13 protein-coding genes are annotated in these 14,149 nt (G+C 70.6%); 3 read left to right on the top strand and 10 right to left on the bottom strand.

All coding sequences use genetic code 11. The annotated features are described in order from the left end of the window. The 3 genes from BM339_RS33545 to BM339_RS33535 form a co-directional block, all read right to left on the bottom strand. Positions 1-1,008, bottom strand: a complete 1,008-nt coding sequence (locus BM339_RS33545; protein ID WP_021593426.1) for a sulfate ABC transporter substrate-binding protein — start codon at positions 1,006-1,008, stop codon at positions 1-3. Positions 1,009-1,297: 289 nt separating this feature from the next. After that, complete coding sequence (locus tag BM339_RS33540; RefSeq protein ID WP_021593424.1) at positions 1,298-1,786, bottom strand: carboxymuconolactone decarboxylase family protein; 489 nt, start codon at positions 1,784-1,786, stop codon at positions 1,298-1,300. Continuing rightward, positions 1,783-2,862, bottom strand: coding sequence for an NAD(P)H-dependent amine dehydrogenase family protein (locus tag BM339_RS33535; RefSeq protein ID WP_075023455.1), 1,080 nt, complete (start codon positions 2,860-2,862; stop codon positions 1,783-1,785). Before BM339_RS33535 ends, BM339_RS33540 begins: the two co-directional genes overlap by 4 nt. A gap of 122 nt (positions 2,863-2,984) precedes the next feature. Between BM339_RS33535 and BM339_RS33530 the strand changes: the two genes are divergently transcribed. Beyond that, the gene (locus BM339_RS33530; RefSeq protein ID WP_024935368.1) at positions 2,985-4,604 is read left to right on the top strand and encodes a GMC oxidoreductase; all 1,620 of its coding nucleotides are present in this window, start codon (positions 2,985-2,987) and stop codon (positions 4,602-4,604) included. A gap of 72 nt (positions 4,605-4,676) precedes the next feature. On the opposite strand, the gene BM339_RS33525 is transcribed toward BM339_RS33530, so the two are convergent. The 3 genes from BM339_RS33525 to BM339_RS33515 all read right to left on the bottom strand — a co-directional run bounded on the left by BM339_RS33525 (position 4,677) and on the right by BM339_RS33515 (position 9,535). Further along, positions 4,677-5,021 carry a VOC family protein gene (locus BM339_RS33525; protein ID WP_021593421.1) on the bottom strand — a complete coding sequence of 115 codons (345 nt, stop codon included), beginning with the start codon at positions 5,019-5,021 and terminating at the stop codon, positions 4,677-4,679. Between the two features lie 30 nt (positions 5,022-5,051). Beyond that, on the bottom strand, positions 5,052-6,395 hold the full coding sequence (locus BM339_RS33520) for an alpha/beta hydrolase (RefSeq protein WP_111831952.1): 1,344 nt from the start codon (positions 6,393-6,395) through the stop codon (positions 5,052-5,054). A 77-nt stretch (positions 6,396-6,472) separates the two neighbouring features. Then, positions 6,473-9,535 carry a hypothetical protein gene (locus BM339_RS33515; RefSeq protein ID WP_075023453.1) on the bottom strand — a complete coding sequence of 1,021 codons (3,063 nt, stop codon included), beginning with the start codon at positions 9,533-9,535 and terminating at the stop codon, positions 6,473-6,475. Positions 9,536-9,560: 25 nt separating this feature from the next. Between BM339_RS33515 and BM339_RS33510 the strand changes: the two genes are divergently transcribed. Beyond that, the gene (locus BM339_RS33510) at positions 9,561-10,556 is read left to right on the top strand and encodes a HEAT repeat domain-containing protein (RefSeq protein ID WP_143118708.1); all 996 of its coding nucleotides are present in this window, start codon (positions 9,561-9,563) and stop codon (positions 10,554-10,556) included. A 42-nt stretch (positions 10,557-10,598) separates the two neighbouring features. After that, the gene (locus BM339_RS33505) at positions 10,599-10,934 is read left to right on the top strand and encodes a TraR/DksA family transcriptional regulator (protein ID WP_075023451.1); all 336 of its coding nucleotides are present in this window, start codon (positions 10,599-10,601) and stop codon (positions 10,932-10,934) included. A 12-nt stretch (positions 10,935-10,946) separates the two neighbouring features. Here BM339_RS33505 and BM339_RS33500 read toward each other — a convergent pair whose 3' ends face one another. From BM339_RS33500 to BM339_RS33485, 4 genes are all read right to left on the bottom strand, one after another. Next, positions 10,947-11,894, bottom strand: coding sequence for a hypothetical protein (locus tag BM339_RS33500; protein ID WP_075023450.1), 948 nt, complete (start codon positions 11,892-11,894; stop codon positions 10,947-10,949). A gap of 50 nt (positions 11,895-11,944) precedes the next feature. Further along, positions 11,945-12,526 carry an alpha/beta hydrolase gene (locus BM339_RS33495; protein ID WP_143118707.1) on the bottom strand — a complete coding sequence of 194 codons (582 nt, stop codon included), beginning with the start codon at positions 12,524-12,526 and terminating at the stop codon, positions 11,945-11,947. 137 nt (positions 12,527-12,663) lie between these two features. Continuing rightward, a complete protein-coding gene (locus BM339_RS33490) occupies positions 12,664-13,281 on the bottom strand; it encodes a dihydrofolate reductase family protein (protein WP_075023448.1) in 618 nt (205 codons plus the stop codon). A 77-nt stretch (positions 13,282-13,358) separates the two neighbouring features. Beyond that, positions 13,359-14,006 carry a dihydrofolate reductase family protein gene (locus BM339_RS33485; protein ID WP_075023447.1) on the bottom strand — a complete coding sequence of 216 codons (648 nt, stop codon included), beginning with the start codon at positions 14,004-14,006 and terminating at the stop codon, positions 13,359-13,361. Between the last annotated feature and the right edge of the window lie 143 nt (positions 14,007-14,149).

Genomic DNA, 14,149 nt, shown 5'->3' with positions numbered 1-14,149 from the left:
CTAGCCCTCCACCGAGACGCCGATGCCCTTCTCGACGTCGGCCATGATGCTGCCCTTCGGGTCGAAGAACTCCTTCTTGACCTTCGGCCAGCCGCCGAGGTCGTTGATCGTGAAGAGCCCGGACGGGTTCGGGAACTTCTCGGCGCCGGGCACGCCGTCCGCGACGGGCCGGTACCCGTTCTCGACGAAGATCTCCTGCGCCTTCTTGCCGCGCAGGAACTTCAGGAAGGCCTGCGCCTCGGCCGGGTGCGCGCTCTTCTTGGTCACCGCGACCGGGTTCTCGATCAGAATCGTGGATTCGGGCACCGTGTAGTCGAGCGGCTGGTTGTTCTGCCGGGCGAAGATGGCCTCGTTCTCGTAGGCGAGAAGGACGTCGCCCTTCCCGCCTGAGAAGGTCTGCAGCGACTTGCGGGCACTGGAGTCCTGCACCGGGACGTTCTTGAAGAGCGCGTGCAGGTAGGCGGTGCCGGCCGCCTTGTCGGCGCCCTTGTTCGCCTTGGCGCCGTAGCCCGCCATGATGTTCCACTGCGCCCCGCCCGAGGTGAACGGGTTCGGGGTGATGACCTGGACGCCGGGCCGGACGAGGTCGTCCCACGTCCTGACGTTCTTGGGGTTGCCCTTGCGGGTCGCGAGCACGACCACCGACTTGGTGATCATCCCCTTCTCCGGACCGCTGTTCCAGTTCGCGTCGACCAGGCCGTTCTCCACCAGCCGGGTCATGTCCGGCTCCAGGGAGAAGCCGACGATGTCGGCCTTCAGGCCGGAGGCCACCGCCCGGCTCTGCTCGCCGGAGGCGCCGAAGGACCTGGTGAACGTGACCTTCTTGCCCTCCGGCGTCTTCCGGTACTCCTTGATGATCGCTTCGTAGGCGGCCTGGGGCGTGGAGTAGGCCACAAGCGAGAGCCGGACCTTGCCGCCGGAGGAGCCCGACCCCCCGCAGGCCGCCGCTCCCGCGGCGAGCGCGGCCAGGCCCAGCACGACTCCGGTCTTGCGTGCGCACATCTTCATCTCTCAGACTTTTCATACATGTTTGATCGACTTAGAATGATACAGATGAGGGGGACTCGTCAAGGAATGTCCGGTCCGGGACATGCCGTGACGAGCCGTGGGCCGCAGGTCAGGCGGCCGGGCGGGGCAGGCCGTAGTGCTCGCGCAGCGTGCGGCCCGTGTACTCGGTGCGGAACAGAGCTACCGCGTCGAGGGCGATGAGGCGTCGGCTACACCCCGGCCGTGAAGGCGGCCTGACCCGTCCGAGGACCCGGGCCCGGTGCGGGGTGGCGCCGGGCCCGCCCCCTTCTCAGGCTTTCCGGATCTCGGGCAGCACGCACATGGCGTCCAGTCCGAGGACGTGGTTGAGCCGGCCGAACGCCAGCCACGAGCCGATGCACATGCTCAGCTCCACGATCTCGGCCTGGGTGTAGTGCGCGGTCATCCGGTCCCAGAACTCCTGGTCCAGGCCGTGGTGGTCGAGGGCGTACCGCTCGGCGTACTCGGCGGCGAGGCGGGTGCGGTCGTCGAAGGCGCCGGTGGTGCGCCACTCGGTCACCGCGTCGAGGAACCCCTCCTCGACCTTCTCGCCGTCGCGTTCGGTGCGCCAGTCGAGGCAGAACAGGCAGCCGTTGATCTGGGCGACGCGCAGCCGGGCGGCCTCGAACTCGCGCAGGCCGAGCGTGGTGTGCGCGTAGACGGCGAGGGACAGCTTCGAGGCGGCGGGGCCGATGCCCGGCACCATCTCCCCCCACGCGTACTGGATCGGGTCCTTGCCCTCCGGGACGTCGATGTTCACGGGCGGGTCCTTCCGAGCTTGCCCGCGGCGGGACGCACCGGGACGTCGAGCGCGTCGTAGAGCCCGGGTTCGGCGTCCACGAGCCAGTCGATCGCGTTCACCAGGCGCCCGGCGGCGGTCGCGTTCCCGCCCGCGGCCCGGTTCCCGGCCGCGTCGGTGGCCTCCACGGTGACCTCGATGCGGGGCTCCCCCTCGATGACGACGCGGTGCGCCCCGTCGCCGTCCGGGGGCGCGGGCCAGTCGGGCGCGCAGGACGGGTGGATGCGGGTGACATGCTCCACGACGATGCGCGGCTCGCCGCCGACGATGCCCTGCACCTCGAACCGCACCGCGCCCTGGGTGCCCTTCTCGAAGTCGCCCATGGACGCGGTCGTCACGGTCTCGTCGAGCGGGCGGCGGTCGAGAATCTCGCGGATCTCGTCCAGCTCGACGTCCAGGGCGCGGGCCATCAGCCGGACCTGCCCGCCCCACACCATGGTCGGGACGGTCGCCGCGAGCATCGGCGGCTCGTAGTCCATCGGCTGCCCCATGCCGACCAGGTACCGGACGGAGTCGGGCTGGTCGTAGGTGGAGTAGTCGAAGATCTCCTGGCAGCGGACGACGTCGATCGTGCCGGCGACGCCGCTGACGAGCAGCGGCAGGACGTCGTTGCCCCAGCCCGGGTCGACGCCGGAGACGAACAGCGAGCCGCCGCCCTCGGCGACGGCGTCCAGCACCGCGTCCCGCATCTCCGGCGGCGCGTTGCGCTGGTCGTAGAGCGCGTAGAGGGCGGGCGTGACGACGACGGCGCCGGCGCCGATCGCGCGGAGGATGTCGGCGAGCGCGTCGTCGGGCCGGATGTCGCCGGACGCCGCGTACACCACCGCCTGCGGGCCGGTCGCGAGGGCGGCGCCGACGTCGTCGGTGGCGGTGACGCCGAGGGCGCGGCCGAGGCCGGCGAGGTCCCCCGCGTCCCGTCCGACCTTGCCGGGATCGTGGACGATCACGCCGGTGAGCTGCAGCGCCGGATGGGCCCGCACCGCGCGGACGGCCAGCCGCCCCACGTTGCCGGTGCCCCAGACGATCACGGAGACCATGGCCGGAATCTAACAGATCCCAAGCAAGCACTTGGTAGCCACTTGTGGACAGTGGCGACCACGTGACGCACTTCACATTCTGATATAGAACACGTTTCAGTCTAGTATGTGAGGGAGGTCACATGAGTGACTCCAGCACGCCCCATGGCGTGTCCCGTCGCGGTTTCATCGTTGGAACCGGTTCTATCGTCGGGCTCGGCCTGCTCGGCCGGACCGGTGCCGCGGCGGCCCCCGTGCCGGCGCCCATCGGCAATGGCGCCCACGTCCCGGTCCTGGTCGTCGGCACCGGCTACGGCGGGTCCGTGGCCGCGCTGCGGCTGGCCCAGGCGGGCGTCGACGTGCACATGGTCGAGATGGGCCAGGCCTGGGACACCCCGGGCTCGGACGGCAAGATCTTCGCCAACACCAGGACGCCGGACTACCGGTCCTACTGGCTCCGGACGCGGACCAAGCAGCCCATCAGCAACTTCCTCGGCTTCCCGCTCGACAAGGACGTCCCGCGCCACACCGGGATCCTCGACGCCGAGGACTTCGCCGGCATCACCGTCTACCAGGGACGCGGCGTCGGCGGCGGATCGCTCGTCAACGGCGGCATGGCGGTCACGCCGAAGCGGTCGCGGTTCGCGTCCGTCCTGCCCTCGGTGAACGCCGACGAGATGTACGGCGTGTACTACCCGCGCGCCAACGCCACGCTCGGCGTCAACACCATCGACCAGTCCTGGTTCGACACCACCGCCTGCTACCAGTACGCGCGGGTCGGGCGCAAGCACGCCCAGCGGTCGGGGTTCGAGTTCGTCTACGTCCCGAACGTGTACGACTTCGACTACATGGAGCGGGAGGCGGCGGGCACCGTCACGAAGTCCGCGCTGGAGGCGGAGATCCTCTACGGCAACAACCACGGCAAGAGGTCGCTGCAGAAGACCTACCTCGCCCAGGCCAAGGCCACGGGACGGGTCGCGATCTCGTCGCAGCACCGGGTGACGTCGGTGGCGCCCGCGTCCGGCGGACGGTACGCGGTCGTGATCGAGCAGCTCGACACGGCCGGCACGGTGACGGCCACCAAGAACGTCACCGCCGACCGGGTGTTCTTCGCGGCCGGCAGCGTCGGCACCAGCAAGCTGCTGGTCAAGATGAGGGCGACCGGCAGGCTGCCCAACCTGAGCGGCGAGGTCGGCAAGGGGTGGGGCGACAACGGCAACGTCATGTGCGGGCGCGCGAACCACCTGTGGGACCCGACCGGGGCCCTCCAGTCGTCCATCCCCACCGCGGGCATCGACAACTGGGACGCCGGCGGCGCGTTCGCCGAGGTCGCGCCGATCCCGACCGGGATCGAGACGTGGGCCTCGTTCTACCTGTCGATCACCAACACCCCGCACCGCGCCGAGTTCTCCTGGAACGCCTCGGCGGGACGGGTCGACCTGAGCTGGCAGACCTCCTGGAAGCAGGCCGGCATCACCATGGCCAAGTCGATCTTCGACAAGATCAACAGCAAGGAGGGGACGATCTACCGGACCGACCTCTTCGGCGCCTACAAGATCTGGGGCGACCACCTCACCTACCACCCGCTCGGCGGCGCCGTCCTGAACCGGGCCACCGACAACTACGGCCGGCTGCACGGCCACCCCGGCCTCTACGCCATCGACGGCTCGCTCATCCCCGGCAACACCAGCGTCAACCCGTTCGTCACCATCACGGCCCTCGCCGAACGCAACATCGAGAAGATCATCGCCACCGATCTGTGACCACCCGCTGACGGGATCCGGCCACGGGCGCGTGTGGCCGGACTTCCAGGGGCCGTCTTTCGGTGGCCGTCTTCAGTGGCTCAGGACGTTGACCACCGTGCCGTTCGGGTCCCGCACGAAGAAGCGCCGCACGCCCCACGGCTCGTCGGTCAGGGGATGCACGATCTCCGCCCCCGCGGCGCGCATCGCGGCGTGCACCGCGTCCACGTCCTCCACCTCGACGCTGAGGTCGGGGTTGACGGGAGCGGTGGCGTCCTTGCCGTAGAGGATGACCTGCGCGGTGGGGTTGGACGGGGAGACCAGGTTGCGGACCCAGCCCATGTCCATGTCCACCCGGAAGCCCAGCCGCTCGTAGAACTCGCTACTGGCCCGCATGTCGTCGGTGTGGATGTCGGGTACCGCCCGTCGGATGCTCATCGTCCGACCATAGGCCTCGGGTGGGACCGTCTATGGGCAGGCGGGGAAGAGCCGCCGCGTCCCCGCCCCGGCCGCGTAGGCGGCGCGATCGCTGAACCGGCAGCCGTAGTCCGGACGCGCCACCGTCGACGGCTTCGTGGTCACGTCACCGGCCGGACGCCTGCCCTTGTCGATCCACCGGACGAGGTCGTCCCAGGCCGCTCCCGCTTCCACGTTCGAGAACTCGCAGTGCTGCACCGTGCGGACGGCGCGCTGGACGAGCAGCCGCGACCGGTGGTTCCGGGCGACTTCCTTCGCGTAGATCTGCTCCATCGAGAACGGCACGAACAGGTCCCCCAGCCCGTGCAGGCTCAGGACCGGGACGTTCGGACGCCCGTTGACGCGCGGCACCTGCGACAGCCGGTTCGACAGCCGCGCCGGCAGGTTGGCGACCCGCACGCGCTGCACCGACCTGTTCACGTTCACCGGCGTGTTCGGCTCGTACCGGGTGAACAGGTTGGTCGCCAACTGGCCCGGATATTCGGCCAGAGTCGCGTCCGGGGGCTCGGGCGTGGCGAGCGTGAACGGGAAGTCCTTCCAGAACGCGAACGACTGGACGTCGCCGGGACGCGCGCCGCCCGTCCGGTTGATGGCGATGGAGCGGAACTGCCTGCCGCGCTCGTTGGTGGTGTCCGGGCCGCCGGGGCGCAGGTCCGTCAGGCCGAGCGCCGCCTCGATCTTCGGGACGGTCACCGTCGCGTACTGGTCGGTGACCGGGTACTCGCGGACGCCGGAGAGGTCCTGTGCGACGAGGTTGTAGTCGAGGAAGTAGTCGAACAGCTCGTGGTCGCCGAGCACCCCGCACATGGGGAGGGCGCCGTCGTAGTAGCCGGGGAACTGTTCGAGCGAGCGTCCGATGATGTGCCCGCCCATGGACGCGCCGACGATGATGCGCTGCTCGGGCCGTCCGACCTTGGCGGCGAAGAGGTCGGCGACGTCGCGGGTGCTCAGGACGCCCGCCCGCACGTCGTAGCCGTTGCGGTAGTAGGACGACGCGGCCCATGCGTATCCCTGGTCGAGCAGGCGCTGCCGCAGGCCGAAGGGCGGCGGGCTCACCGTGAGCACGAAGCCCTGGCCGGCGTAGCCGTGCGCCCAGAGGGCGAGCCTGCCGTTCCAGCGCGGCGGCACCTCGATGTCGTAGGCCGCATGGCGGTGGACGCCCTGAAACACGCGGGACGGCTTCCCGTGCACCTGGACGGGCGGAAGCGGCGGGTTGTCGATCGTGTACCCGGGGAGGGGCCGGTCGCCGGGCACGCGGTCGGCCCGGGCCGAGCTCGTCGGGACGGCGGAGGCGAGGACGAGGGCGGCGAGGGCGGTGAGGGCTCGGATGCGCATGATGCTCCTCTGGCGGTTCCCCCGCATTACATACCGGCCAGTCGGTTTGTGGAATGGCGAAGACCGCATCCGGCCTTTCAGGCGCGTTCGGCCCGCGCCGCCGTACGCCCGGCGAGGAGCGCGCCGGACGCCACCAGCACCACGCCCGCCCCGGCCGTGATCGCCGGGAGCGCGGCCGGGATGCCGAGGTACGTCGTGATGCCGAGGATGCGGGACAGGCCCCACGGCAGCAGCGCCAGCTGGTCGTTCCACATCGTCATGGCGTCCTCCAGGCCGATCGCCGCGACCAGGGAGCCGAGCGCGGCCGGCGGCGCTCCGGCACCGATCAGGGTCACGCCGGTCGCGCGGCGCACGGACAGGCCGTAGGCGTCGCGGAGGACGCGGTAGGCGATGGCGAACGTCCAGCAGAACGCGGCGAACGCGACCGTGATGTAGAGCGAGCGCAGGCCGGGTTCCGTCCAGAAGTCGTACCAGTACCGGCCGGGGCCTCGTCCCGCCAGCGCGACCAGCAGGATCACGGTCCGGCCGAGGGCGACCCCGCCGATCGCGGCGCTCAGTGCGAACCGGTCGCTGCCGCGCGTGAGCCACCGCAGCGCGAGAGCGAAGGCCAGCCAGGCGCCGAGGACGAGGACGAGGTGAGCCGGGGCCGCGAACCAGGTGTAGACGGCCCGGCTCAGCACGAGGACCGCCGCGGGGACGAGCCACACGAGGACCCGGTCGAGGCGTCCGGCAGGCTCGACCGATGCGACGCGCCAGGGCCGGGTGAGGCCGAGCCAGAGGCCCCGGAACGCGGCCGATCCGGGCGCTCCCCGCAAGAGCCGCTGCCCGAGGGAACCGCCGAGCACGAAGACGACGGCGAGGCCCGCCAGGAGGGTTCGCGCGAACCAGGCCATGGCCTCGTCCCGGTCCGCGCGCTTCATCCCGATCTCGGCGGCGGTGAAGTTGTACGCGGGGAGGGCGGTGTTCCCGCCGTAGCGGCGCACGTGCGCGGCGGCGGCCGTCTTGAAGCGCTTCTCCGCCGCGCGCCAGGCCGTCCGGGCGGAGGCCGAGCCGGTGTCGAGCCACTGCGCGTGCCGCAACACCATCGTCCGGTACGCGGCGAGGGTGCCGAACAGGTCGACCTGGTAGGCCATCGTGTCGGCGAACCGCTGCCGCAGCGCGGGGTCGCGCCAGGACTCCGCCTCGGTGCCGTCGATGAGCGCCCGCATCCGGCGGGCCAGCCCCACCGCGTCCTCGCCCTCGCCGATCGCCTCCTCCAGCCTGGGCCTCGCCACCCGGTAGATCGTGTCCAGCGCCGCACTGTCCCCGGTGACGATGTCCCACTCGAAGATCCACATCATCGGCGGCGGCTCCAGGCCGAGCGCCTTGACCGTGGTGTCCGCGTAGGGGCCGATGTAGAGGCCCTTGCCGACGGCGGTCCGGGACAGCGCCATGACCTGCGCGATCGCGGACACGGTTTCGGGGTCGTCGGAGAACGTCCGGCGGATCCAGTCGTTCGTGGCCTTCGCGACGTCCAGGTCCGGGTCCCATGCCAGGCGGGCGGTCAGGTAGACGTTCACGTCCCACATCTGCCAGAACCCGGTGCGCAGGTAGAGGGTCATGGGGCCCGCCCGCAGGGGGCCGCCGTCCTGCGTCCAGTTCCACAGGCCGACGATGTTGGGGTTCTTGGCGAGGAACGTCCTCAATGCCTGCTGGTGGAGGCCGCCGAGATTGTTCGGCAGCGCCCCGAAGCCCTCGAACTCCCGCCGAGACTGGAACTCGACGATCCTCTTCTGCTTCCCCGTCAGCAGCGTCGTGTTGAGCGGCAGGTGGCTGTAGAAGTCGCCGAGCGTGTACTTGGTCGAGACGATCAGATGCTCGTCGTCGATGCCGTCCAGCACCTCGTGGTAGGACGCGGGATCGGTGTGCATGTCGCCGACCGCCCCGACCCCGACGCTCCAGGTGCGGAAGACGATGTCGCGGCCGTCCGCGCCCGCCTGGCGCAGGAACGCGGTGAGCATCGCGCGCACCTGCTCGACCGTGGTCACCTTGATCTCGGAGCGGTAGTCCCAGCCGGCGAACTTGTAGTCCTCGCCGCCCTCCCCGATGCGGACCACCAGGCCGTCGACGTAGGGCATGGTCGTGAACAATTCATGCAGCCCGGCCCGGTAAACCGACCACAGCCGGGCACTCGATGTGTCGAGGTCGCCGAGGTATTTCTCCAGAGGCGGGGAGAGCGCCAGCATGTCGGTCTGGAAGTAGACCTTCATGCCCATGTCGTGGGCGTACTTCCAGCCCGGCCCGAACGCGGCGCGCATCGCCTGCGCCCGTGCGATGTGCGGGTCACCCTCGCGGTACACGGCGTGGCCGTCACCGACGCCGCTGAACGTGACGTACTCCAGGAACCCGGGCACGACGACGCCGTTGTAGCCGTCCGCCAGCGCATGGTCGACGAACTGCCGGAACTGGTGCCCGATCGCCGCCGCCGCCGACGCGTCCACCCACGGCGCGCGCTTCAGCACCGCGGGCCCGACCACATCGGTGTTGAGCCCGTAGTCGTCTCCCTTGGCGAACGCCGGCTCGTCGGCCGTCAAGCCCACGGACCCGTGGTCGATGAGTCGCAGCGGCAACGCGGGCGCGACGACCCGTCCGTCCTGGTCATCAGGGAGGACCTCGGCTCCCGAACGGATCCGGTCCGCGATCGCGTAGAGCCCGTTGGCCGCACCGGCGGACGTCGACGCTTGCAGGAGCAGCCCGCCGTCCCGCTTCCGGAGCCGGAACGCCTCATCCTCTTTGCCGGCCGGTGCCGCCAGTGAGGCGGCCTTCTCCACCCGGAGCGCCGTGCCCTTCCTGACCGTGCCGACCTGGGGCCTGGGCCGTCCGCGCCCGGCCAGCGCGGCGGCGACCGCCTCGGCTGCGAGCCGCTCCCGCCGCCGGTCAAGGTCAGGGCCGTCCGCGGGCAGCACGATCGAGGTGAGATCCGGAGGCCCGGCGGCAGGTGCGGCCGTCCCCGCCACCATACGCTCCGCCGGCACGCCGGCAGGCGCGGTTCGCAACCCCAGCGCGGCGTCCACCTGCCCGGCCACGAGCCCACCGAGCACGAGCAGGACCACGCCGGCCACAGGGAACCACCGGCGCCGCGCACGCCCCTTGTCCGGCATGCGCCACATCGTAGATCTTGGACGGATGCGGTTGCGGCGCAGGACCATCGCCCTCACCGCCGAGTACCGGCTGTGGTACGCGGGGCGGCGTCCGGAAGGCTTGGAGCTCGATCCGGCCGATGTCGGCGCCCGGCTGGGCGCGCTGCTGGACGGCCGGCTCGGGCCCACGGCGACGGCGAAGGCCCTCCGGGACGCGGCCGACGTCGTCGATGCCGTGGCCGCCGACTGCTTGGAGACCATCGCGCGGATCGACGCCGAGTACGGCGAGGTGTTCCGCCGAGCGGCCTACATCTCCGGTAAGTACCTCGCACCGTACGAGCGTCTCCTCGCGACCCGGCACCTTCTCGAACGGTCCCGCAGGGTCGCGCCCGAGTTGCGGGCCCTGGCCGACCGGCACGAAAAGCGTGCCGGTCGGCGATGGCCACCGCCCGGTGGACTGATGGGGCCGCCTGACGTGGCCGCATTGCAGGAAGCCGGGGACACGAGACGGCTGCTGCGCGCGCTCGACCATCGCGATGACGACATCCGCGCCCGCGCCGCCACGGTACTCGCCGACCTGCGCGCGACGGAGGCGATCGACCCGTTGCTCGGAATCCTGGACGGCACGCGACCGCATGGTGCGGCACCGGGCAAGAAGCTCCGGAACGCCGCCGTGGAGGCACTGGCCGCCTTCCACGAACCACGGGTGGCCGACGCGCTGGTCCGGTACGCGCGCGAGCACCTGCGCGACCACGAGGACGGCGCGGCACTCGCCGGGCTGGTGCAGATGAAGGACGACCGTGCCGTGGAACTCCTCGCCCAGCACCTGCGCCACGGCTACCTCCCGACGTACGCCGCCCACCTGCTCGCCGACCTCGGCGACCCGCGCGGGATCGCGGTGCTCCGCGACTACATCAGCGACATGGAAGGCAACCGTCCCGAGGCCGAGTTGTCCCGGAAGCTGCACGACCACAAGCTCGAAAGGGCCCGCATCGCCCTCGCCCGCCTGGACCCCGACCCGGCTGCCTCCGGCGACGGGTAGCCCCGCCGGAATGGGGGCAGGGCGGTGGGCGTTCGGGATGAGATGACCACGGCGAAGGAACGCTTGATCGCGGACCGCGACGACACGGTGAAGCTCATCGCGTCGCTGAGCGGCGACTGGGACGGCCTCGTCGAAGCGTCGACGCAGACCGGGGTGGACGACGAACACGACCCGGAAGGCGCCACCATCGCCTTCGAACGCGCCCGGATCGATGCGTCCCTGAGCCGCGCCCGCACCCACCTGACCGACATCGACGACGCACTGCGCCGACTCGACCAGGGCACCTACGGCATCTGCGAACAATGCGGCGCCCCGATCGCCGCAGAACGCCTGACCGCCCGCCCCGCCACCCGAACCTGCCTCGCCTGCGCTTCGTGACTCGTCCAGCCTCTAGTCGAACTGGCTGACCACGGCCACGATTCCACAAGGGGCGTGCAGGAACAGGAAAAGGACGCCGTGGTCAATTCCGATGGTGTCGCCGCCGGCCGCCGCGCCGACGTAGTCCATCAGCTTTCCGCAGGCTGGGCAGTCCGGGTAGTCCGGGTCCTGCACCCAGCCGGGACGCCCGCCGAGCGTGGACCCGCCCTCGCAGTCGTGCCCCTCGTAGTCGCCTTGCCGTTCCTCTCCGGGCACGAGCCGCACGGCAGGCGGATCTTCCTGCGTCAACGTCCGCCCTTCCAGGTGAGCCGGCCGGGTCGTGAACGCGGACCAGGTCGCGGCGCCGTCCGGAGTCACCTGTGTGAAGACGGTGGCGTAGGTCGAGCAGAAGAAGCAGGCGACGACTCTCAGCCGTCCCTTCCATCCGGTGTGGGCGAGAGCGGCGGCGGACCGCCCGTCGGAAGTGCCGCCGTCGAGTGCGGTCCACAGCGGGGAAGAGCACCATGGGCATCGCGCGTCCTCTGAAGCGTTCAAGGGCTCGGGCACCAGCCGGTACGCGACATCTCCGCAGATCTCGCGCCGACGTCCGCGGTCGTCGAACTCGCAGCCGTACCGGCGCAGGAACCGGACGAAACCGTCCGGATCCGCCCCGGTCGGTGGCCGCATCGACCAGCGGTGCAGCGCCTCGTCCGCGACCGGGCCGCGGATCGCCGTGAGGATCGCCACGAGATCCTGCCCGGATCCCTCACCCGAGTCGACCCGCCGGACGGCTTCACGCTGGAAGTCCTCATCCGCCCCGCTGAAGAGCGTCTCGGGCATGTACAGCGGGGCGTCGATCAGGCGGACGAGCTGCGGACGCAGCAGCTCCAGCACCGCCGGGTCGCCGTGGATCAGAACCTCAAGGTCCTCCACCGCGAGATCATCGCCCTGCAGGATCCGGTCGACAAGCTCATCGATCACAGCCGGACACTAGTGGCTCACCGTGGTGGGTGACGCCCGCGGCGGTCGGCTCAGGTCAGGTGAGAGCCGAGGAAGGCCAGTTGGCGCGGGAGCATTTTCCGGCGGAACGCCGTGTCATGGCAGCCGGAGTAGATCCCGCCCTCCGGGTGGCCGCCCCCGTCGCGCACGGTCGCGAGAAACTCCTTGGTCGGGCCGGAGAAGGAGTCGTGGCTGCCGCAGGCCGCCCACACCGGAATCCCGGCCGGCCGCCGCGCGTACGAGCGCGCCGTCCTGTCGGTGATCGCCGGGGAGGTCGCCACCACCGCGGCCACCAGCGAGCGGCCGTGCTCGGCCGCCAGCCGCAGCACTCCGTCGCCGCCCATTGACCAGCCGAGGAGGCCGACACGCGCGGTCCGCAGCCCCCGCCGGGCCAGAAACGGGATCAAGGTGTCGATGACTGCGCCGCCCTGGAACCAGCGGTCCACGGAGGCCACGGCGAACGGCGGCGTGCCCTTGCCCACCGCGTCGGCCAGATAGCTCTGGATCGCGTACACGTCGAAGGGAGTGCGCGCGTCCCCGCCGGCGGTCAAGATCCCCCGCCGCCATATGCCGTCCATGCCGTGGCCCCCCTCGAAGGCGGCGATCTTCCGCACCGTGCTCGTACCGGCGATTCGGCACGCGAATCCGGGTCCGGCGCTCCGGACGATCATCGACCATTCCGGCGGCTTGGCGCCGTCCTTCAGGGCGGACTGGTCACTGGCGGCGGTGGTGCGCCGGAGGGGGGCGGCGGTTAGGCGTCGGTCTTCGGGAGGCTTGCCTTGGCCTTCTCGTAGTCGCCGGTCGGGGCGTCCTCGTCCAGGGCATAGACCAGGTGGAGGACGCCGGTCGTGAAGGTCTTGGACGAGAGGAGCTTCAGTGGCAGCGGCGTGTCGGCGTCCTCGAACAGGCGCATGCCCTTGCGCACGGCGATCGGGTGCACCAGCAGGTGCAGCTCGTCGAGGACGCCCGCCTCCAGAAGCTGCCGGACGACCGACACCGACCCGCTCATCCCGATGTCGGACGTGGACGGCTCGTTCTTCAGCGCGGTCACCGCCTCGACGAGGTCGCCGCGGAGCACTTCGGAGTTGCGCCAGGTGAGCTCCAGTTCCTGGTGGGAAACCACGATCTTGCGGGCGTCTCCGAGCTTCTTGGCGAACTCGGCGTCCTCGCCACCCGCCTCCTCCCGGTCCGGCCAGGCCTCTGCGAAGCCCTCGTAGGTCTTGCGGCCGAGCAGGAGCGTGTCGGCCGCCCCGAGCTGGCCGTCCACGGCCTGGCCCATCTCCTCGTTGAAGTACGGGAAATGCCAGTCCTGCGGGTCCTCGACGACCCCGTCGAGCGAGATGAACAGCCCTGCGGTGATCTTTCGCATTGTCGGTCCTCCTTGGACATCGCGTGGTGCTCATCGGGTTCGACCAGCGCCGCCCCCGGAACTCATCGCTCCTCGCGTTACCGGCGCTTGGCGGTGAAGGTCAGGTGGGTGACGTTGCTGGGGGTGGAGACCGCTTCGATTTCGTAGGCCTCTTCCAGTGACTCCAGGCCGTCCCAGAGCCGGACGCCCCGGCCGAGCAGGATCGGGACCTGGACCACGTGCATGTGGTCGACCAGGCCTTCGGTGAGGAAGTCGCGGACCACCGTGGGGCCTCCGCCCAGGCGCACGTCCTTGCCGCCGGCGGCCTCGCGGGCCGCCTTGAGCGCGTCGGTGGGCGAGGCGTTCAGGAAGTGGAAGGTGGTGCCGCCTTCCATCTCGATGGAGGGACGGGGCCGGTGGGTGAGGACGAAGACCGGCGTGTGGAACGGCGGGTTGGGGCCCCAGGCGCCCTTGTAGTCGGGGTCGTCCTGCCAGTTGGGCGGGCCGAACTTGCCGGCGCCCATGATCTCGGCGCCGATGTTGTGGCCGTGCATCACGGCGAAGGCGTTGTCGGCACCGACGCTGCCGCCCTGGCCGCCGCCCATCTCGTACCAGAACCGGGTGGCGAACATCCACTCGTGCAGGCGCTCGCCGGCGTGCCCGAACGGAGCGTCCGGGGCCTGCCCCTCGCCGGTCGCGAAGCCATCGATCGAGATCGTGAAGTTGTGGACGCGGACTTCGGACATCGCAGTGCTCCTTCGATCCATCGGCGCCGCCTTCCGGCACCGTCACGAGAAGGTCGGAGCCGCCCCGGCCGTCTCGACATCACCTCGTCCAGATCGCGGGAAAAATTTGTGGCCAGACGAGCACATACCCCCTCTACCAGGGA

The organism is Actinomadura madurae (assembly GCF_900115095.1).
In the GTDB taxonomy this organism is placed as follows: Bacteria; Actinomycetota; Actinomycetes; order Streptosporangiales; family Streptosporangiaceae; genus Spirillospora; species Spirillospora madurae.
The sequence above is the reverse complement of the archived record's forward strand: the minus strand, read 5'-3'. Positions and strand labels throughout refer to the sequence as shown.